General features: G+C 35.6%; 21 protein-coding genes. 6 read left to right on the top strand and 15 right to left on the bottom strand.

Features of this window, described 5'->3' with window-relative positions; translation table 11 throughout:
- Positions 1-84: 84 nt before the first annotated feature.
- Positions 85-2,058, bottom strand: coding sequence for a KUP/HAK/KT family potassium transporter (locus tag NLG42_RS21930; RefSeq protein ID WP_307774289.1), 1,974 nt, complete (start codon positions 2,056-2,058; stop codon positions 85-87).
- A gap of 173 nt (positions 2,059-2,231) precedes the next feature.
- On the opposite strand from NLG42_RS21930, the gene NLG42_RS21935 reads away from it, so the two are divergent.
- The 5 genes from NLG42_RS21935 to NLG42_RS21955 all read left to right on the top strand — a co-directional run bounded on the left by NLG42_RS21935 (position 2,232) and on the right by NLG42_RS21955 (position 7,965).
- Positions 2,232-4,301, top strand: coding sequence for a protein-disulfide reductase DsbD family protein (locus tag NLG42_RS21935; protein ID WP_257684006.1), 2,070 nt, complete (start codon positions 2,232-2,234; stop codon positions 4,299-4,301).
- A 645-nt stretch (positions 4,302-4,946) separates the two neighbouring features.
- On the top strand, positions 4,947-5,876 hold the full coding sequence (locus tag NLG42_RS21940; protein ID WP_257682383.1) for a helix-turn-helix domain-containing protein: 930 nt from the start codon (positions 4,947-4,949) through the stop codon (positions 5,874-5,876).
- 190 nt (positions 5,877-6,066) lie between these two features.
- Positions 6,067-6,648: a sigma-70 family RNA polymerase sigma factor gene (locus tag NLG42_RS21945; RefSeq protein ID WP_257682384.1), complete on the top strand. Its 582-nt coding sequence runs from the start codon at positions 6,067-6,069 to the stop codon at positions 6,646-6,648.
- A 58-nt stretch (positions 6,649-6,706) separates the two neighbouring features.
- On the top strand, positions 6,707-7,732 hold the full coding sequence (locus NLG42_RS21950) for a hypothetical protein (protein WP_257682385.1): 1,026 nt from the start codon (positions 6,707-6,709) through the stop codon (positions 7,730-7,732).
- A gap of 101 nt (positions 7,733-7,833) precedes the next feature.
- Positions 7,834-7,965 (top strand): hypothetical protein, encoded by a 132-nt coding sequence (locus tag NLG42_RS21955; RefSeq protein WP_257682386.1) that lies wholly within the window; start codon positions 7,834-7,836, stop codon positions 7,963-7,965.
- Here NLG42_RS21955 and ribA read toward each other — a convergent pair.
- The 4 genes from ribA to NLG42_RS21975 all read right to left on the bottom strand — a co-directional run bounded on the left by ribA (position 7,960) and on the right by NLG42_RS21975 (position 10,647).
- Entirely contained in the window at positions 7,960-8,589 is a 630-nt protein-coding gene (gene ribA / locus NLG42_RS21960) for a GTP cyclohydrolase II RibA (RefSeq protein ID WP_257682387.1), read from the bottom strand. The genes NLG42_RS21955 and ribA overlap by 6 nt on opposite strands.
- Positions 8,590-8,714: 125 nt before the next feature.
- On the bottom strand, positions 8,715-9,347 hold the full coding sequence (locus NLG42_RS21965; protein WP_257682388.1) for an NAD(P)H-dependent oxidoreductase: 633 nt from the start codon (positions 9,345-9,347) through the stop codon (positions 8,715-8,717).
- A 23-nt stretch (positions 9,348-9,370) separates the two neighbouring features.
- Positions 9,371-9,496 carry a hypothetical protein gene (locus NLG42_RS21970; protein WP_257682389.1) on the bottom strand — a complete coding sequence of 42 codons (126 nt, stop codon included), beginning with the start codon at positions 9,494-9,496 and terminating at the stop codon, positions 9,371-9,373.
- 404 nt (positions 9,497-9,900) lie between these two features.
- Entirely contained in the window at positions 9,901-10,647 is a 747-nt protein-coding gene (locus NLG42_RS21975) for an SDR family oxidoreductase (protein ID WP_257682390.1), read from the bottom strand.
- A 144-nt stretch (positions 10,648-10,791) separates the two neighbouring features.
- Here NLG42_RS21975 and NLG42_RS21980 point away from each other — a divergent pair, with 144 nt between their 5' ends.
- Positions 10,792-11,106 carry a winged helix-turn-helix transcriptional regulator gene (locus tag NLG42_RS21980; protein WP_257682391.1) on the top strand — a complete coding sequence of 105 codons (315 nt, stop codon included), beginning with the start codon at positions 10,792-10,794 and terminating at the stop codon, positions 11,104-11,106.
- 277 nt (positions 11,107-11,383) lie between these two features.
- Here the strand turns inward: NLG42_RS21980 and NLG42_RS21985 are convergent, their stop codons facing one another.
- The 10 genes from NLG42_RS21985 to NLG42_RS22030 form a co-directional block, all read right to left on the bottom strand.
- A complete protein-coding gene (locus tag NLG42_RS21985) occupies positions 11,384-11,671 on the bottom strand; it encodes a DUF427 domain-containing protein (RefSeq protein ID WP_257682392.1) in 288 nt (95 codons plus the stop codon).
- 148 nt (positions 11,672-11,819) lie between these two features.
- The gene (gene ytxJ / locus NLG42_RS21990; protein WP_257682393.1) at positions 11,820-12,170 is read right to left on the bottom strand and encodes a bacillithiol system redox-active protein YtxJ; all 351 of its coding nucleotides are present in this window, start codon (positions 12,168-12,170) and stop codon (positions 11,820-11,822) included.
- Positions 12,171-12,350: 180 nt separating this feature from the next.
- Complete coding sequence (locus NLG42_RS21995) at positions 12,351-12,626, bottom strand: GNAT family N-acetyltransferase (RefSeq protein WP_257682394.1); 276 nt, start codon at positions 12,624-12,626, stop codon at positions 12,351-12,353.
- A 300-nt stretch (positions 12,627-12,926) separates the two neighbouring features.
- A complete protein-coding gene (gene msrA / locus NLG42_RS22000) occupies positions 12,927-13,466 on the bottom strand; it encodes a peptide-methionine (S)-S-oxide reductase MsrA (RefSeq protein WP_413614437.1) in 540 nt (179 codons plus the stop codon).
- 17 nt (positions 13,467-13,483) lie between these two features.
- Positions 13,484-14,041, bottom strand: coding sequence for a peptide-methionine (S)-S-oxide reductase MsrA (msrA, locus tag NLG42_RS22005; RefSeq protein ID WP_257682395.1), 558 nt, complete (start codon positions 14,039-14,041; stop codon positions 13,484-13,486).
- 280 nt (positions 14,042-14,321) lie between these two features.
- Entirely contained in the window at positions 14,322-15,143 is an 822-nt protein-coding gene (locus NLG42_RS22010) for a helix-turn-helix domain-containing protein (protein ID WP_257682396.1), read from the bottom strand.
- A 130-nt stretch (positions 15,144-15,273) separates the two neighbouring features.
- Positions 15,274-16,218 (bottom strand): L-histidine N(alpha)-methyltransferase, encoded by a 945-nt coding sequence (locus NLG42_RS22015; RefSeq protein WP_257682397.1) that lies wholly within the window; start codon positions 16,216-16,218, stop codon positions 15,274-15,276.
- Positions 16,219-16,340: 122 nt separating this feature from the next.
- On the bottom strand, positions 16,341-17,807 hold the full coding sequence (locus tag NLG42_RS22020) for a BCCT family transporter (RefSeq protein WP_257682398.1): 1,467 nt from the start codon (positions 17,805-17,807) through the stop codon (positions 16,341-16,343).
- A gap of 152 nt (positions 17,808-17,959) precedes the next feature.
- A complete protein-coding gene (locus tag NLG42_RS22025) occupies positions 17,960-18,520 on the bottom strand; it encodes a DUF6642 family protein (RefSeq protein WP_257682399.1) in 561 nt (186 codons plus the stop codon).
- Positions 18,521-18,545: 25 nt separating this feature from the next.
- Positions 18,546-19,766, bottom strand: a complete 1,221-nt coding sequence (locus tag NLG42_RS22030; protein ID WP_257682400.1) for a bifunctional alpha/beta hydrolase/OsmC family protein — start codon at positions 19,764-19,766, stop codon at positions 18,546-18,548.
- Positions 19,767-19,769 lie beyond the last annotated feature (3 nt).

A 19,769-nucleotide genomic window follows, 5' to 3' on the forward strand; every position in this document is an offset into this window, starting at 1 on the left:
AAAGTCATACTATCAAAATGACACTAATTTACCGGATAAAGGGGACGGCAAAAGTAAATCATATAATATTTTCCAGAGTTATGCTTAGTGTTTTACGAAAGATTTTCGTTTTAATTTAGAACCAATATGAGGCGTTACAACAAGCGGATATTTTTCAATTACCAGATTACTTTCGTCAAGGCCAAAGTTAGTTTCTTCTTTTACGGCAAGGTATTTTAAATTGTAATAGCCTTTCATAATGAAATGTATTAAAAATGGCATATTGTTGTCATGAGAGAGAAAGCTGTCCCTGATTATAAATTTAAAGTCACTGACAGGTGATTGGTTGTATTGAATGCTGGAGTCTGAAAGATTGACTTCCTTGTTGTCTATCATTTCCTGTACAACCTGTCTGAAATACAGGTCAATCCGGGGTTCTTCGTGGAAACCCAGATCGAAATTGATAAAGTAAATGCCGTCCCTGACAATGCTGTCGATATTATAATCAACTCCATAGGGTTCATCAAGTACATTCACATGAACAAACCAGTAATTATCAGCGCGTTTGGGAGTACCGTAATTAAAAATGGAATTCATCAGGTTTTTTTCGAGTTTGTGCAAAGTTTTGGAATAGGTAAGAAATACAATATTGGTCGCATATTTAGGAATGCTGGTGTCCGAACTCAATTTTTGAAGAGTTGGAAGGTAGGCAGCGATGTCGGTAAATTCCATCAGTGCTGTTTTTATCCGCTGGCCTTTCCACCAAACAAACATAATAAGAAAAAGCGTGGATCCAATTACCAGAGTAATCCATCCGCCCTCAGCAATTTTTTGAAGATTGGCAATCAGAAAACTGAATTCGATACATAAAAACAGCGATGTCACCGATATTGCCCATAATAAAGCTACCCTTTTCACGCGAAGGTAGCAGTAAATAAGTATGGTGCTCATGATCATGGTAAGGGTCACGCTCAACCCGTATGCTGCCTCCATTTTTGTGCTTTCCCTGAAATGGAGCACCATAAAAATGCAGCCGCTCAAAAGCAGCCAGTTTATTACCGGAATGTAAAGCTGTCCTTTAATACTTCCGGGAAACAGCACGCGGTGCCTTGGCCATAATCCAAGACAGATAGCTTCGTTTATCAGGGTAAAGCAGCCGCTGATCAGTGCCTGCGAAGCTATAATTGCAGCGCTGGTTGCAATTACCAGTGCAAGCCAGAATATCTGTCTAGGCACAATATGATAGAAAGGACTGGTCGTTCCTATACTTTCTCCAACGTGATCCATAAGCCATGCAGTCTGTCCCGCATAACATAAGACAAGGGCTGTTTTTATAAAAATCCAGCTGATTCGTATGTTGTTGCGACCGCAGTGGCCCATATCGCTGTACAGTGCTTCGGCTCCGGTTGTACACAGAAATATACTGCCCAGAAGCCAGAAGCCTTTTGGTTCGAAAACCAGCATCTGATAGGCGTAGTACGGGTTTAAGGCTTTAAGCACGCTTAAATTTCCAGCCAGAGAATGGATGCCGATTGCAGCAATAAAACCGAACCAGATAACCATTGCAGGTCCGAAGATTTTGCCAATATTATCTGTGCCGAACTGCTGGAATACAAAAATCCCGATTAAGATAGCAATAATCACAGGGATGGTATTAAAACCAGGAACGACCATCTGAACGCCCTCAATCGCAGAAGCGACTGATATTGGAGGTGTAATAATACTGTCAGCCATTAGAAAGGCACCTCCGGCCATAGCTGGGAACATGAGCCATCTTCCCCAATTTCTCTTAATGAGCGCATACAGGGATAAGATACCGCCTTCTCCGTGGTTGTCAGCCTGGAGTGCTATAATTACATATTTAAGTGTGGTTTGAAAAAAAAGTGTCCAGAATATACAACTTAAACTCCCCAAAGCGATGGTCTGGGAAATGATCCTATTATGAAAAACGGCATTCAGGGTATAAAGCGGAGAAGTTCCGATATCCCCAAAAACTATTCCCACGGCGATCAGAGAACCTGCCAGTGTAATTTTTTGATGAAATGTGCTGCTGCTGTGCATTAGGAATTGTTTGTTCAAATATATAAGAATTTATCGATTAACATTAACATGACCTTATTAAAAATTTCTGATAATCAATCCTATGGGCTGCCGATATCAGGCAGGGCTAACGTTTTGAAATTGGAAACCCAGCAAATAAAAACCTAAAATATAACGACATGATAAACTTTAAACAATACTTCCAAACGATAATGCCGCCAAATACCTGGGGCAGATGTATTTTATCTGTAATGCTTTTCTTTTTTGCCTTTGCACAAAGCAATGCTCAAATTTTGGAACCGGTTAAATGGACTTCAAAAATTGAAAAAAAAGCAGGAAATAACGCTGTATTAATTTTTGACGGGACAATTGAAAAAGAGTGGCATCTGTACTCCCAGTTTACACCTGATGGAGGACCGCTTGCGCTGAAAATTGTCTTCAAAAATCAAAAAGGAAATTACCAATTAGTCGGCAGAGCCAAAGAAGGAAAAACCACAACTGCCTTTAATGATATTTTTGGGGTCAATGAAACTTTTTTTGAAGAAAAAGCACACATTGAGCAGGAAATTAAAATTATAAATCCAAATTTAAGTACGGTAGAGGTTGATTTTGATTTTCAGGTTTGTAAAAAGGTCTGCATCAATTCGAATAAAAAATTCTCAATAGCTGTTCCGTCGACTTTTAAGATGTCGGCCCTCGCTGCAATTTCGGAGTCAGCATCAGACGAGACGATAGTTGCAGGCATAGCGGTTGATACCTTGAAAAAAACAGATGAAACAGTTAAAAAAAAGATTGTAAAAACAAATGTCGATACAGCAGTTTACAGAGAAGACATGTCTGCTCCATCTCCGTCCAGAAGTTTATGGTCGATTTTTTTTGTTGCTTTTATTTCTGGTTTTGCAGCACTGCTTACACCTTGTGTTTTTCCGATGATTCCGCTGACAGTGAGCTTTTTTACCAAACAAGGTAAAAGCAGCGCTAAAAGAATTGGAAATGTTATTTTTTATGGCCTTTCAATTATTTCAATCTATGTGATATTAGGATTGATTGTGACGAAGATTTTTGGTGCAGATGCACTCAATGCGCTGTCAACAGATGTTTGGTTCAATTTAATTTTCTTTGTGATTTTGGTTGTTTTTGCCAGTTCATTTCTAGGAGCATTTGAAATCATCCTTCCGAGTTCATGGGCAAATAAAGCCGATCAGCAAGTGGATAAAGGCGGATTGATTGGAATATTATTCCTGGCCTTGGTCCTGGCGATTGTATCATTTTCCTGTACAGGTCCTATTGTTGGAACTTTATTAGTTGAAGCGGCATCCAATGGAGGAATTGCTCCGATTATTGGAATGCTTGGTTTTTCATCAGCATTGGCTTTGCCTTTTACATTGTTTGCCCTGTTTCCCGGCTGGTTAAATTCACTGCCAAAATCAGGCGGATGGTTGAATACCGTAAAAGTTGTTTTAGGATTTTTAGAACTGGCCTTAGCTTTTAAATTCTTGTCAAATGCCGATTTGGTATTGCAGCTCCATTTCTTGGAAAGAGAAGTTTTTATCGCAGTCTGGATTGCTGTTTTCGGGGCTTTAACTCTTTATTTATTCGGAAAAATTGCGCTGCCGCATGATAGTCCTGTACCTCATATCTCTGTTGGAAGATTGTATTTAGGATTGCTGGCACTACTATTTACTGTGTATTTAATTCCAGGACTCTGGGGAGCGCCATTAAAATTAATCAGCGCTTTTCCACCTCCCCCAACCTACAGCGAAAGTCCTTTTGGAGTTGGAGGCTCCGGTAATGCAGCTGGAAGTTCAGCTGCTGTAAAAGGACTGCCCGAAGGTGCTGAATCGGGTCCCCACGGAATTATGGTTTTTCATGATTACCAGGATGGACTGGCGTACGCAAGAGAAATAAAAAAACCAATAATGCTTGATTTCACTGGTTATGCGTGTGTAAACTGCAGAAAAATGGAAATTAATGTCTGGTCCGATCCAGCCGTTTTGGCAATCTTAAAAAACGATGTGGTTTTGATTTCCCTTTATGTTGATGATAAGCGCGACCTGCCAAAAGAGGAGCAATATGTAAACGCAGCAGGAGATAAAATAGAAACAGCTGGCGATAAATGGACCGATTTTATGATCTCAAAATACAAAACCAATACACAGCCATTATATGTTATTACAGATATTCAAGGCAATAGCTTAAACAGTTCTCAACCAACAATCAGTTATGTCGGTACTGAAGAATATCTGCAATGGCTGAAAAAAAGCATTTCGAATATTAAATAAGCGAGACATGCCATTTAAAGGCTGTCTTTACAAAGACAGCCTTTTTTAGCTGTCAAGCGGTTAAAGTATGATCTTAGCGATATTGCCGGGGATCACAAATGTGCGCTTACTTCAAGTGGAGCAGGCTCACTTTCTTGCAGGTGCCCGTTGAAGCGGAGCCTGAATATGAAAGATTATCAAACAATTAGGAAAAATTATCCATTATAAAGTGAAAAACATCCATTCCATAGAATTTATAATTGGCTGACCTTTGGATTATACTAATTCCAGCAGTGCATAAAGCCCTGCATATTTTTACCAGCTTTGTTATCAATGCTTGGCAGGTATCGATCGACTTTCCCCAATCGTAACAGACAAGTACCTACAGACTGAAAACCGATTCTAATAAAGAAAATATGAAATTCAATTTTTATCACAGCACTTGCAATGCCGTACTGGCCCTTGTTTCGCTCTTTGCGTTCGGGATTATTTACGGGCAGAGCAAAACTGTACAGTTCCTTTATCAGGTTATCGACAGTATCCGTAAATCTCGGGACATATTTGTATGGATTCCGGCTCCTTATAGTACGATGGGACGTAACCAGTACAATCAATTATTTGTTTAAAAAAATGTCTAAAATTGCCAACTCGCTAAAAGCCAGTATCATGATTACAGAATCTCCTTTATCGCTTATTATTCCACCTGATAAAAATTTATCCTTTCGAATCCGCCATTTCGAGGATGACGCTGCATTCAGAATCCTGAAGGACCAGTCTTTCATTACTATAATGTGGATTAAGAAAGGCAGTGCAAAGGTAAGAATAGACTTTTCTGAATATCGTCTGAATGCGGGCACTATTTTATTTTTGTCTCCGTTTCAGCCTTTTGCTTTGGAATCGGATTCAGAAATTGCGGGGGTCTGCATTGATTTCCATCCAGAGTTTTTTTGTTTAATGAAACACGAGAAAGAGGTGGCCTTCTGTGGTCTTATCTTTAGTAATATTTACGATCCGCCCTATATAACCATTAGCATTGATGAATGGGCTCTCTTTGATAATTTGATAACGCAGATGATACGAGAAGTACAGAAGACGGCACTGGCACAGCATGATATTCTGGTTTCGATATTAAAGATCTTCATAATTCATGCTTCACGAATAAAAATACAGCAGAGGGTCGCCGCAGAAATCCCGTTGTCGGATCTGGAGCACCCTTTTATTCTGCAGGATCTAACAGATGCCATTGATTTGCATTTCAGGGAAAAACACAGCGCAAGCCAATACGCCGAGGTTTTGAAGATTTCAGCCAAATCACTCTCTAAGCTTACCAAAACACATCTGAATAAAACCCTGACCAATCTGATCACCGAACGGATTATACTGGAAGCTAAAAGAGATTTGTACCTGACTACAAAATCGGTAAAACAAATTGCAAATGGTTTGGGATTTAAAGACGAATATCATTTCAGCAGATACTTTAGAAACAGCACTAATGTATCACCGCAAATCTACCGGAATTCACTCCGATCGTCTCAGGCAGAGGCCAGAATTACGGGACAACTGCCGTCAGATGCTGATAACAGTGCAGATAATTAGCCTTAGGAAGTCTAAAAGTCACATTTTAACTGATTATCCTCCGAAAGTTTTTTGAAAGTCTAATTTATAATATTTAATTCCAATTTTGACCTTTTTCAAAGAGAGAAAATAGGGCATCCGGTAGAAGTATGAGGACGTTAAAACCAACTCACATAACGTAATATTATCGTTAAATGAAAACATGAAAACTATGACCAATAAGATCAAAGAATCAGAATTAAAAGATGCAGGACCAAATCACTGGGTAAAGAATCATGCCGATTACCTGTACAGCTATGTCTGTACTCGCGTAGAGGATAATGAACTTGCAAAAGATTTAGTGCAGGAAACCTTTCTGGCAGCACTGGAAGGCTGGGAAAAGTTCGACAGCCGCAGCTCTGAAAAAACCTGGCTTACGGCTATTTTAAAAAATAAGATATACGATGTTTACAGAAAAAAGGCCAATAGTATAGAGAAACAAACGATAACAATTAATGATTCTGATACCGATGAGTTTTTCGAAGAAAGCGGGCATTGGAAAGAGGGACGTTATCCAGAGTCATTTGGCATAGAAGATGCCCCATTGGAAAACAAAGAATTTGACGGGATATTAACAACCTGCATGAGTAAGCTTCCGATCTTATGGAAATCAGTATTTACAATGAAACACGTTGATGAAGAAACAAGCGAAACAATCTGTTGCCAGCTGAATATAACCTCTTCAAACTTTTGGGTTATCTGCCATCGTGCAAAAGTAAGCATGAGGGAATGTCTTCAGAAGAATTGGATTTAGGGCAACAAATAAAAAGGGAGTATAAAAATTGAAAACAAGCCTTACAAATTTTAAAATAATGTTAGATAAAACAGCAATTAAAAATATCGCAGCAAAAGGTTCACAGAAAATGAAAAAAAATATTCAGCTTCGATTATTTCCCAGCATGGCACTCTTTATAATTCTGTTTTCTTCATGCAATGGCGATAATACTGCCCAGGAAGATACTGAAGCTATAAATAATACAGCTGCATGCAAAAAGAGGCCTGGCCAAATTGCTTATGGACGTGATATCAGTGATATAATTTATAATACGCAGGATCAACCGATAAAAATAACCACCACAAGCTTTAACCCTTCTTCTCCAGCGGAACCTGCCGTGAAAAGAATTTATACCATAGAGTACAATGCCCAGGGAAATGCTGATAAAGTAACCAGATTGGTAGACAATAAAGAGCAGTCGCACTACCAGCTGGAATATAATTCCAACGGAAAATTAATAAAACAATCCGAGTTCAATTCGGACGGCATCTTAACCAATTATACGACAGCACAATACGACAACAAAGGTGTATTGACAGCAATAGTGACACATAAAGAGAATACATCAGTAGAGGTAACAACTGCTTACCAGTATGCAGATGGCAATTTGATAAAAAAATCCATTTACAATCTTTACGATCTCGATTCGCAGGAATATTATAACGCAGATTACAGCTATAGCTATTTCCTTGACAGGGAAAATAAGATAAAGCCTTATTTCGAAGGGCCCCTTGGTTTAATTTTTATTTCGGATTTATCAAAACAATCGCTCCAGTATCTCCCTGATGCAAGCGGTTATCAGTTGTTTTACGCGCAAGAAACTTCTTTTGAAAACAAGATGCTTAAGAACATCGAAATCATAGCCCATCGCTATAATACCCGCGACACTGCCAATGTTGACTTTTCGTATGACTATGATTCTGAAGGATTTCCAACTGTGCAGAGAGGCAGTTATAAGAACATCATACGCCGCTACGTCCCTACTCCTTTTGGAGGTTCTGCATTTCTTGTCACACCGCGTAATAAGTCTGATATAAGAACCATAAATTTTTCTTGTAATTAAAAAATTACTGACAAAAAAGAAATTTAAAACTCCAACCTTGGATATATAACACAAATAACAATATAAAACATAATTAGTACTGCATATTTCAATATGCAGTAATGAAAGTATTGAGCCGCTTTAATTCTCCAGTTGCAGCAGTCCATAAAGATGTATATTTTTTATATCCTGTGGTTGCAAAACTTATTACTAAAGCTGCAGCACCGCTAAAAGGAGATTTATATAAATTATAAATTCTTGATGTTAAAATTGATATTGTGATTGGCATGATTTTTTTTTGCTTCTAAATATTTTTTGTTGTGAATATTTACATACACATTTGTTGGAATCATTTTTAAGACATTGATTCCATTTTCCATCAATTGATGCTTTTTGTTGTCATTATTGCTCAGAAGAAATACATTTTTCTTTCCCAGTGCCTTTAGCATGTCGGCAGCAATTGTAAAATCTCTGCTATCCTTTTCTAAACCTAATTCTAAATTTGCTTCAAATGTGTCAAGCCCGGTATCCTGGAGCTTGTAGGCTTTGAATTTATTATATAATCCAATTCCTCGTCCTTCCTGACGCAGATAAAGAATGATGCCTCCATTTTCAGCCATCAGATCTATGGCTTCATTTAATTGGTCGCCGCAGTCACATCTCTTTGACAAAAAGAGATCACCGGTCACACATTCAGAATGTATGCGGACTATTGGATTGTCATTCTTCTCTAAATCACCGAAAACAATTGCAAAATGTTCTTTTTCCCCATCAAATCCCTCACCCTTAAAAGATACGAAATTAGATAAAACTACATTATCACCCCTTTGCATAGGGATCTCGATAATCGTTTGTATTTCTATTAATTTTGATTCCATACTTATAAATATTTCATTCCGTTAAGCTTCTGCTCTATTAATAATTCTGTGCCGGAATTAATTTTGAATGGGGTGTTAAAAACGGATGCCTTATTACAGCGCACCCGTTAATGATCATGTATTTCTTATTTAAATTCAATAATGAATTCTGATTTTGGCAGACGTACTTTTTTCAGGTTTACTAACCAGTCGCCTGTTTCATCACGATAGCCCAAAGGCATAATAGCAACACTTTTTAAGCCTTTTTCATTTAATCCTAAAATTTTATCGTAGGCGGCGTTTTCAAATCCTTCCATAGGTGTTGCGTCTACTTTTTGAACGGCTGCTTCTGCCAATGCCATTCCAAAACCAATGAAGGCCTGGCGGGCAGCGTGATTGAAGTTCACTTCTTCACTTCTTGGCACATACATACCAATTAACATTTTTTGATAGTCCGCTGTGCTTTCTGGCGGAGTTCCGCGCTCCTTGTGCGTACGCGAAAAAACATCGTTAATTCTATCTTCAGTATAAGTATCCCAGGCGGCAAAAACCAAAAGATGAGAAGAATCGATGATCTGGGACTGGTTAAATGAATGTTCTAAAAGTGTTTGTTTTAAATCTGGATCTGTAATTACAATTACCTTGTAGGGCTGCAGACCTGAAGAACTTGGCGCCAGGCGGGCAGCTTCTAAAATTAAATCAACCTTTTCCTGTGGAACAGCTTTACCGTTCATTTTCTTTGTGGCATATCGCCAGTTTAGTGCTTCTAGTATACTCATTGTTTCCTTATTAGAATTAAAATTTAGCTATTAATATTTTTATAGGCAGTTATCGCACCTGAATACACTAATGAGATGCATCGAATTCCCTTTACTTCCTTATAAGCCTGCGCCCCCCAGCGAATTAATGTTTCACTATTCCATTTCATTTGTTTAAACGATTGTTTATATTAATACATTAGTCGAAAAATGACCGGACTCCTTACAAATTATTTCCAGTTTTTTTAAAGCAGGAATCAAGGGTATTAATATTTACAAAGAAAAAACATTAATACATTAACGCATTAGCAGGGTGATTGTTTAGGCTTGCAAATAATTTTTGGCAGCTAAAAGAAGTTGGCGATTTCGAAGCACTAAACTGTCTGCCACCACAAAACTTGATACGAAGTACAAAGCTTCATTTAACCACTGAACCGTCAATTTCTTGTAGCTGCTGTTATCTGCTGGCTTTCTTTCTGTTATGCAAAAATGCACAAGTAAAAGGTTTGTCAGCCAATTACTTGTGCAAGTTGATCAATTTTTTTTATGCCAGTTTTATATGATAGTTGCAGATTTATTTCAAAGCGTAATTGAGAAGCCCACCGTCAGCTACTATCTCTGTTCCTGTAATAAAACTTGCATCCTCAGAAGCCAAGAACATTACCACTTTTGCAATTTCATCAGAGTTTCCTAATCTTTGCAAAGCTGTAATAGAGGCCAAATATCCTTTCGCTTCTGCAGGTACAGCGTTATTTAATCCTGGAGTTTCAGTTGGACCTGGACTAACTATATTTACTCTTATCTTTCTTTCAGCCAATTCGTTTGCAGCTATTTTGGCAATTTTATTTAATGCCCCTTTTGTTGCAGCATATACGCTTGACCCCAAAGCTGTTGCTGTTGCATTTGTAGATGAAGTGAATATTACTGACGCTCCATTTGCCAAATGTGGCAATAATTGTTGTAATGTAAAGTAAGCACCTTTTACATTGGTGTTGAATTGTGCATCAAAGTCAGCTTCTGTTGCAAGTGCAATTGGTGCAAATGTAGCGATGCCTGCATTCAAGAATAAAACATCTAATTTGCTACCGCTTTCTGCAATTGCTTTTTCTAAAACTGCAATACCTTTCAGGTTTGAAGTGTCCGAAATTACCGTCTTTAAATTCGGGCTGTTGATTTCTGCTACGGCTTTTTCTAGATTATCGGCATTTCTGCCTGTAATCCAAACTTTTGCCCCTGCGTTGATAAATGCTTTTGCGGTTGCTAATCCAATTCCAGTGCTTCCGCCCGTTATTACGGCTACTTTCCCATTTAAATTTGACATTTTTTATTTTTTAAATTAATAATAATGCAAACTTACGTACATTTGCTAACTCTTGGTAATTACTAACCTATTGGTTAGCGATAACTTTTATGTTAGTATAGTAAAAAAAAAAGAAAAATGGAAGAAATAAAAAAATGTAACACAATGTGTAATCGCGCTGTAAAAGACGCATTAGACGTATTGAGAGGTAGTTGGAAACTTCCTATTTTGGTTTCGTTAACTCATAGCAAAAAACGCTTTAAGGAAATTGCAAAAGATGTGAATGGCATTAGCGACAAAATGTTGTCGAAAGAGTTAAAAGATTTGGAAATGAATCACCTTGTAAAACGAACGGTCTACGATACTTTTCCCCCAACTGTCGAATATTCTATTACAGAACATACTGCTACACTCAACAATGTTATGGATGCTTTAAGCGAATGGGGAACTGTTCACCGAATTAAAATTATTGGCAAATAAGTCCATCCTTTTCTATACGTTGCCGTTAATAGTTTCGTTTTTTTTAGCCTTGCAGATAACTTGATTATATGCTTTACTTTGCAGCGACTATCACCGGTGCTCTGGCGCAATGGGGTACACAGCACAAAATCAAGATTACAACCCAGGCTTTAGAATGAAAAAGGCAGCCCGGCAGTTTTAAATAAGTTCAATGAGCCTTTATAACACTACTAAATAAGGTTTTAAATTAGTTGTATAAATTTCATGTAACGCAGTTACAGCATACAAAAGAAAAAATCTACATATCGTATGTTATTCTAATACCTTTCCAAAAAGCTACATAATCTTCTATCTTTTTGGCATATTCAGTTGTTTCTATATAATGCCAGGCGGCATCATCTCTAAACTCACCGTAAACTTCAATGTTATAATAATGTGCGACACCTTTTTCATCGCACAGAGAACTTTTCTCACTGTGTTTAAAATATTTTTCAATTATGCTGCTTTTTGGAAAATAGGTACTTCCGTCAAACGAAATAGTGTTATCACTTTCAGCAATTATTTGATTATTAAATACGGCCTTCATATAATTTATTTAGATAATTAGAGACTAAGCATACCAGATAAAAGCCAACTGAAAAGCTGTCATTTATTTTCTGATTATGATATACATAACCTAACTCAAATATATGAAATCATTATCACAAAACATCACGGAAAGCTTCAAAACACATTTAAAAATTATTAATTTTATCAGCAATTTTTTTAGCATCAATACTATGATGCGAATCCCTGAATATCACTTTCCCGTCAATAAGGACAATAATTTGTGGTGATTGATGTGTTACTTCTAATTTTGCTGTGATAAAATTAGAAATGGCCCTATGCGATAGTAAATCGAGATAATTAAAATCGGCTATATTTTCAATTAAACCATAATCATTTGTAAGCCTTTCTTTTGCAAAGGCACTGATACCGCAGCTTACACTGTCTTTAAAAATAATCTGGGGTTTTACAGCTGATTTTTCTATAATTTCCAACACTTCATTTTCTGTTGAAATAGTATTCCATTTTTTTGGATTCATAAGTTTAAATTTATAATTATTAGTTATTAAAAACTACAGGGCACATTAATGGGCATCCCATTTTGTGCCCTAAGTTTTAAAGTATGTTATAGTGTATCAGGTATCTTAATCAGGCCTTGACCGATTTTTTTACCTTACTTTTTGTATGCTGATTTCTTTTTCAAGATATATATATATTTTTTAAGCTAACATATGAAGCTTTTCGCTTCTGGCTGCAATTGCTTGAATGTAAGAGCAGACAGCGACAGCTTTAATTTTATGCTGATGTAAATATTCAAATGTTTTTTCAACTAATTCTTTGCCAATTCCTTTTCCTCTTAGGTGTTTTGGCACTTCTGAATGCATTAAATAATAACAGCCATTTTTTTCCGTGTATTCAATTTTTGCAAAATCATCGCCAACTTTCAATACGAAGATTTTTAAATCCGGATAGTGCTGTATTTCTGGATTTTCCATTATTTCTGTATCCTTTCCTTAGATATTTTTTCAAATTTTTCAACTTTACGATCTATAACCATTTGGCAAGGGCTGTAATCTATTATTTTTTAAAAGTAAACTCCCAAAGTTTTATCCCTGGGAGCATACATCAATTAACCTAATCAAACTATGAAAAAAACTACCTTAACTTCTTTTAAAAATTCTATTGCTCCATCAGTGATTAAATGATTCATTCAATGCTGTTTTTATTTTATCATTGATTGATCTTCACATCCTGCAGCAGTTACTACTGGCAAATACTATTGGAAAATGATATATTTATGCATTCTCCTTTAATCTGTCTGCGTACATTCTTCTTAATTTCGCGACTTTTGGCGTTATCACTGCATTACAGTAACCAGCGCTGCTGTTTTGATTGTAATAGTCTTGATGATACTCTTCGGCAGGATAAAAAACACCTAGCGGGCTTAATTCTGTTACCACCTTATTGTCAAAACTTGGGTTAATAAGTGCCAAAACTTCTTCAGCTGCTGCTTTTTGATTTTCATCATAATAATATATAACTGACCTGTATTGTGTTCCGTAGTCAGCTCCCTGCCTATTGAGCGTTGTTGGATCATGAGTTGTCATAAAAATTGCCAGCAATTCATCATAAGCAAGAATGTCTGAATCAAAAGTTACCTGAATAACCTCAGCATGGCCTGTATCTCCATTGCAAATTTCTCTATAAGTGGGGTCTTTTGTAATTCCGCCCGTATAACCAGACACTACTTTTTCGACACCTTTTACTCTTTGTATAACTGCTTCTACACACCAAAAACATCCTCCGCCAAATGTGGCTGCTTGTATATTTTTCAAAATAATATTATTTTAAATTAATCTTTAACTCTGCAGCTGCCATGATAATCCTGATGGCCTTCTTCTGCTATATAGAATTTATTTAAAGGAGCGATTTGTGTGGCTATCTTTTTTCCGCCGTCAGCTCCAATTTTTTCAAACACCTTTCTTGTTGTTTCTTCCTGTTCACTATTTCTGTATAATACAATCGATCTGTATTGTGTAACAGAATCTAAATTATAAACATTTGTTGTACCATATTTTGAAATGAACTTTTCTAATAAGACACCATAAGAAATTGCATCCGCATCAAATTCTACATTTACTACTTCTGCATGTCCCGTTATGCCTCCGCAAACATCAGAATACGATGGATCGATAAATTCTCCTCCTGCATATCCTGAGACTGCATCTATAACACCTGGAATGTCCTGCAGAAATTTTTCAACACCCCAAAAACATCCCCCGCCAAATGTGGCAAATTGTATATTTTTCATTTTTTCCATTTTTAAATTAGACATTCCTATTTGTTTCATTGATACCGTACTGTCTGCAGAACCTAATATTTCTTTGCTGTTAAATGTTTTATTTTCCATAAAATTCTAAGTATCAATTTATAGTACAAATTTACGTCGATGAAGCAGGTATCTAATAATTCAAACTTCCTTAATACTTGTAAATTATTCCTTGATACAGAGTTTATATTTTTAGAATCCAAATCCTCTTTTATGGACAAAAGACCGTGTCAAGCGATAGAATTCAATTTTCATTAAAGTCTAAAAGACTGCCATTTTATTATGATACAAAAATACGAAGCAAAAAAAGGGCAGCTTGTATACAAACGGCCCTAATTATTGCAAATAATTCCCTGCAATTTTATTTCACCCTGATCATTGTAGGTGTTTTTCCTGTTTGCTTTTTTATAAAATTGCTAAATGCCTGTACATCTCCGAAAGAGAGTTCATCAGCAATTTCCTGAATAGGAATAGTAGAGTACTTTAATAATCTTTTAGCTTCCAATAGTCTTCTGTTGTTAATGATCTCAATTGGTGTTCGATCAATATGCATTTTAAAAAAATTAGACAGTGTTTTGGGAGATTTAAAAAGCATATCTGCATAAGCTGCAACTGTAGTTTTGGTTTTATAATGTTTTTCAACTAAGAAATTAAACTCCCTGATTACGCCAATTGAATTTGCATCTCTATTAATGTTTAGGCTTTGATTTTTATAAATCCTTACGCATAAGATTAAAAGCCGCTTTAATAATGACTTGAGCATCTCAAGAGAATAATCGTCCCTCTGCTCAATTTCCATTTCGAAAATTTGCCACAACAAATAAAATTGCTTTGAATTCTCTTTTTCTATTTGAATTTTTGGCACAGTGGAAGCTCCGAAAAACAACAGTCCTTTGCACCCCACATCACTATCGTGATTTTCAACACAATAAAAAGGTTTATTAAATTGAATAACTCTTAATTTTTCAAATTGGAATTTTTGAATGGTATGAAAACTCGTTATGAATATAAGGCAGTCTTTTTGTATCATATAGGGCTGACTGTCTATAGTTATACTGGCATCCTCTCCAATATTCCAAATAATAGACAATCCTGTTTTTAAATCCTGATCGAACATATACATTCTTTCGGGAGTTACTTCCGATACAAATAAATATTCTTCTAGCTTTCCTTTAAATATCATAATTATTAAATCATTTTCCTACTGAAACGGTTTTTTGTAACCTGCAGGAGGAGAAAAATTTTCGTGTAGCATTTACATCTTCATAACCGGTTTTTGTTATGAAACAGGCGCTGAAAAAATTTATGCTTTTTTAATTTCTTTGTAAAATATAATCAGCAAAAAGATTATTTTTATCGGTAATTTTATGCTCCCACGTAATATCAGTCTTAGACAAAATTTGTTTCACAACCTGATCATCATACTTTCTTGAAACCTCCGTATGAATCAGTTCGTCTTTTTCAAAATTAAATACATGCTCCTGTAATCTTACTGTTTGCTTGACTAAACTTTTAATATAACTTTTGGCAATCCCTTCCTCTTCGTCATAATCCGGAGCGTGAATAAAATTAGCTCTAATAAAATTTGAACCCAATTCCTTATTTATTCTATCTAGTAAATTTAAATTAAATGCAGCGGTAATACCTTGATCATCATCGTACGCCGGCAGGATAATTTCTTTAGCTTTCTTTAAATCAACGCCTAAAATAATTTTATCTCCTTGATATAAACTGGAACCAAGCTGGTAAATAAATTCGGTTGCATGATCATCCATGAGGTTTCCAATATTTGATCCTAAAAAAAGAATAATCTTAATTGTTCCATCCTGCTTTAAGTTTTCTAATGCTTTGAAATATTCATTATGGCTGGGTTTCACAACTAATGTTGGAAGTTCAGTATTTAAAAATTTTTTAATTCCTTCCAGGGCATTGATAGAAATATCAACAGGCAAATATTCAAAATCACAATTTCTGTTTATTAACTCTCTCAATAAATGTAAAGTTTTAGTCCCATCTCCCGCTCCGAGCTCCACTACGCTGTATTTTTTACCCTTCTCGAGATGTAATGCAGCAATAATTTCGCTGGTTTTTTCCTGAAATATCTCCATTTCTGCACGCGTAAGATAATATTCCGGGAGCCGTGTTATTTTTACAAATAACTCATCTCCTATTTTATCGTAAAAGTATTTAGAAGGCAGTGTTTTTTGCACAATTGTGCTTAACCCTTCAATCACTTCTTTTTTAAATTGTTCCAGCATTTGGTATTTTTATTAATATTAATTTCCTGCCAGCACAACAGGGCCAGGTCTGCCATATCCTCAAACAGTCTCAGCCAGCGGTGTTCTTAAACCCGAAACAGTCTCAATTTAAGCTTTAACGCTCATTTTCTTCGCTTTTTAATTAATTGATTTGCGAAAGAAATTATTATGTATAAGTACAAAAGGCTGAACGGCAGCGCCAGAATAATAAGTAAATTGCTAATTGCATTAAGCAGGTCGTTACTGCCGGCAGCAGTCAGCCCGATAGCAGTGGTTGTGATGATTATACCCCAAAAAAGTTTATGCTTTTTTGAGGGATCTTCTTTTCCGCTGTCGCTGAACATTCCCAGAACAAAAATGGCTGAATCCACTGAATTAATTATTGAAACTAAAACTAATACAGCAGCTAAAAAAACAGTAATTATGGATAAAGGATAGTGCCCTAAAAAGACAAACAACGAGGTAAAAACATTATCAAATTGACTACTATCAGAGTTTTTTATGATTTCAAATGCACTATTTGCAAAAACAGAAAACCAAATCATAGTTGCAATTGCAGGAACGAATATTGTGGCAAAAATAAACTCTCTAATAGTTCTTCCTTTAGAAATTCGGGCTATAAATATTCCTGTAAAAGGAACCCAGGCCAGCCAAAAAGCCCAATAAAAAACAGTCCAGTCTTTGTTGAACTGTTCTAAGGTTTTAAAATTCCCGACGGATAAACTCATCTCAAAGAAATGAATTACATAGTGATAAAGTGCCAAAATGGTAGTGTAAAAATATTCCTGAAAATTAAGAAAATACGCCACGAAAACCAACAGCAGTAATGATACTGTTACGTCAAAATCGGCAAGATATCTAATCACTTTGGAGATTCCTGTTAAGGCAGAAAGTGTTCCGGTTATACCAATTATTGAAACCGTAATCAACAGTGATTTGTATCCCAGATCTAAATTAAAGTATTGATTCATTCCGCCAATAAACTGGCTTGTTCCTAAACCAAGTGAAGCAATAACCCCTGCAATGGTTATCATAATAATAAACAAGGGTATAATTTTCTTGATTTTACTATTGCCTACATTCACCACGATAGCCGTTAAAAAATTTTTCTCTTTTTTAATATAAAGGTTGTATGCAACTATTAACCCAAAAAGACTATACATTGCCCATGGAGTAAATCCCCAATGGAAAAAAGTATACTGCAGAGCAGTTTGTTTCGAATCATAAACTGTTACAGGTGGATTTTTCAAATAATACATGGGTTCCTGAACCGCTCTTAATAATAAGCCTGAGCCCATTCCTGTACTATATAACAACGCAATCCAGGAAAAATAAGAGTATTCTGGTTTTGTATCACCTAATTTTTTTTTGCTGAAAGGCAGAAAAACAAGTGACAATGCAAAGAGAACGATTAACAATCCAAATAATAAATAGAAGAAACTAAATTTATCTAAAATAAAAGCATTCCAAAAAGACATAAAATGTATAAGTTTATTTGGGAATACTATACCAATAATGCAAAACAGAATACTGAATGAAATGCCTGCAAGAAATAATTTATTGTTGTAGATAATTAATTTATCCTTCATATGTTGTTTTTTTAATCGATTATGAAATCATAATACTTTTTACATTTAGATAATTTTGAGCAGTTTAAATAGTTTTCTTTATCACTCTATCTGATCAAAATAACACTGTAAATCAGCATTCGATTGCACATTTTTCTTTCGCAGTATCAATGTTAATAGTATAATTTAAAATCTAAAATTTTACATAATGTACCCTGGCTGTCGTGTAATTCATTATAAACATCAATAATATCATCAAACTCATAACATAAACTAAAAAAATCAAAGTCAAGGTTTTTTGTACTGCTTATCTCGTTTAATTCACCATAACCTGAAATTGCCCTTGCACCTGTAACATCTAACAAATACCTTGCTTCTTCATTTGTTATATCTAATGTTTTGGTATTAGCAAAATGTATTATTTTACCTCTCATTCTTCCTTCAAAAAGTTCGGCAATTTCCTGTAAACTATAACTGTAATCATTGATAATTATGTTGTCTCCTTCACCTTCTAAAACAAAATATATTATATCATAATTTTTAAAGTTATCATCGTTTTTAGTTAATTGGAGTATACTTTCTTCCAATCCTTCAATAGAATCGCAAGATTTGTAAATACTGGTAATTTCTTCTTTTAGCGCTAACTTTTCTAAACTGATTAAGACGTCTGTTTTTTGCTCTATTTCAGAATCTGGCACTTTTTCTAAACAGTAAATAAAACTTTCCGGCATCATAGAATATGAATTTAATTTTTTCTGCTTAAATTAACTGTGTATCAAAATATACTTTGTCAGCTACCGTTTTATGGACTGGACATTTAGAAGCAATTTCTTTTAATCTGTCTCTCTGCTCATTGGTCAGGTTGCCTATGAGTTTAATTTTTTTAGAAATGTGATCCAATTGTCCCATTTCTTCAAATTGTAAATGTAACTCCTCCGCATGTTTTTTAGAATAGCTCAAGTACACGAAAACTTCTTGTAAGTCCCATTGCTTTCTCTGGGCATACAATTTTAAAGTCAATACAGTACAGGATCCAATCGCCGCATTTAGGAGTTCATAAGGTGATAATCCAAGGTCGTCTCCGCCAAATTCAACAGGTTCATCACCATAAAGATGATGCGTTTTAGTATAAATATGGTTCGTAAATGGCACAATGGTCTCGTGATACACCAGAACCTGTTCTCCTTGTGTATCTTTTACCGCTATTTCTTCTTTTTTTATCTCAACATATCGTTTTACCCAGCTTGAAATGACTTCGGCTACGTAAAAAGCATCTCTTTTATCACTGATTAAATGGTCAGCTCCATTGAGACTGATAAAACTTTTTGGATGGATTGCCTGGTGATATAAAGACGCAGCGTTTTCAATACCAACTATTAAATCCTGAGGAGAATGCAATATCAGTAATGGCCTGCGCAGCAATTTTACCTCATCTTCTAAATTGTGGGCTTCCAGATCATCAATAAATTGTTTTTTTATTTTAAAAGGCCTTCCTCCGATTGATAAAACAGCTTCTCCTTTTTTATTAATAGTATCTTCAAAACCTCCAAAATGTTTGGTTATGTGTTTTACGTAGGACGGTGCTGCAATTGAAACCACCGCCTTGATATTTGATAGTAAGTTTGCAGCAATAATTACCGCTGCTCCGCCAAGAGAATGCCCGATTAATATCGTTGGTGCAATATAATTTTCCGTTAGAAATTCATTAACCGCCACAATATCAGAAACGTTATTGGAAAAAGTAGTTTCGCTGAAATCTCCATCGCTGTGGCCAAGTCCCGTAAAATCAAAATTCAGCACACTTATCCCCTGGTTGGTTAGTTCTGATGAAATGTTTCTAACCACAGCCAAACTGGATGAACAGGTAAAACAATGTGCAAAAATTGCGATATTGTTAATTTCACCATTGATTGGCGTTATTAACTGTGCAGCTAAAGATTCTCCGTTTTTGTTTTTTATACTTAATTCGATTTTTTTCATTTT

Source organism: Flavobacterium plurextorum, from assembly GCF_024638035.1.
GTDB classification, from domain to species: Bacteria; Bacteroidota; Bacteroidia; order Flavobacteriales; family Flavobacteriaceae; genus Flavobacterium; species Flavobacterium plurextorum.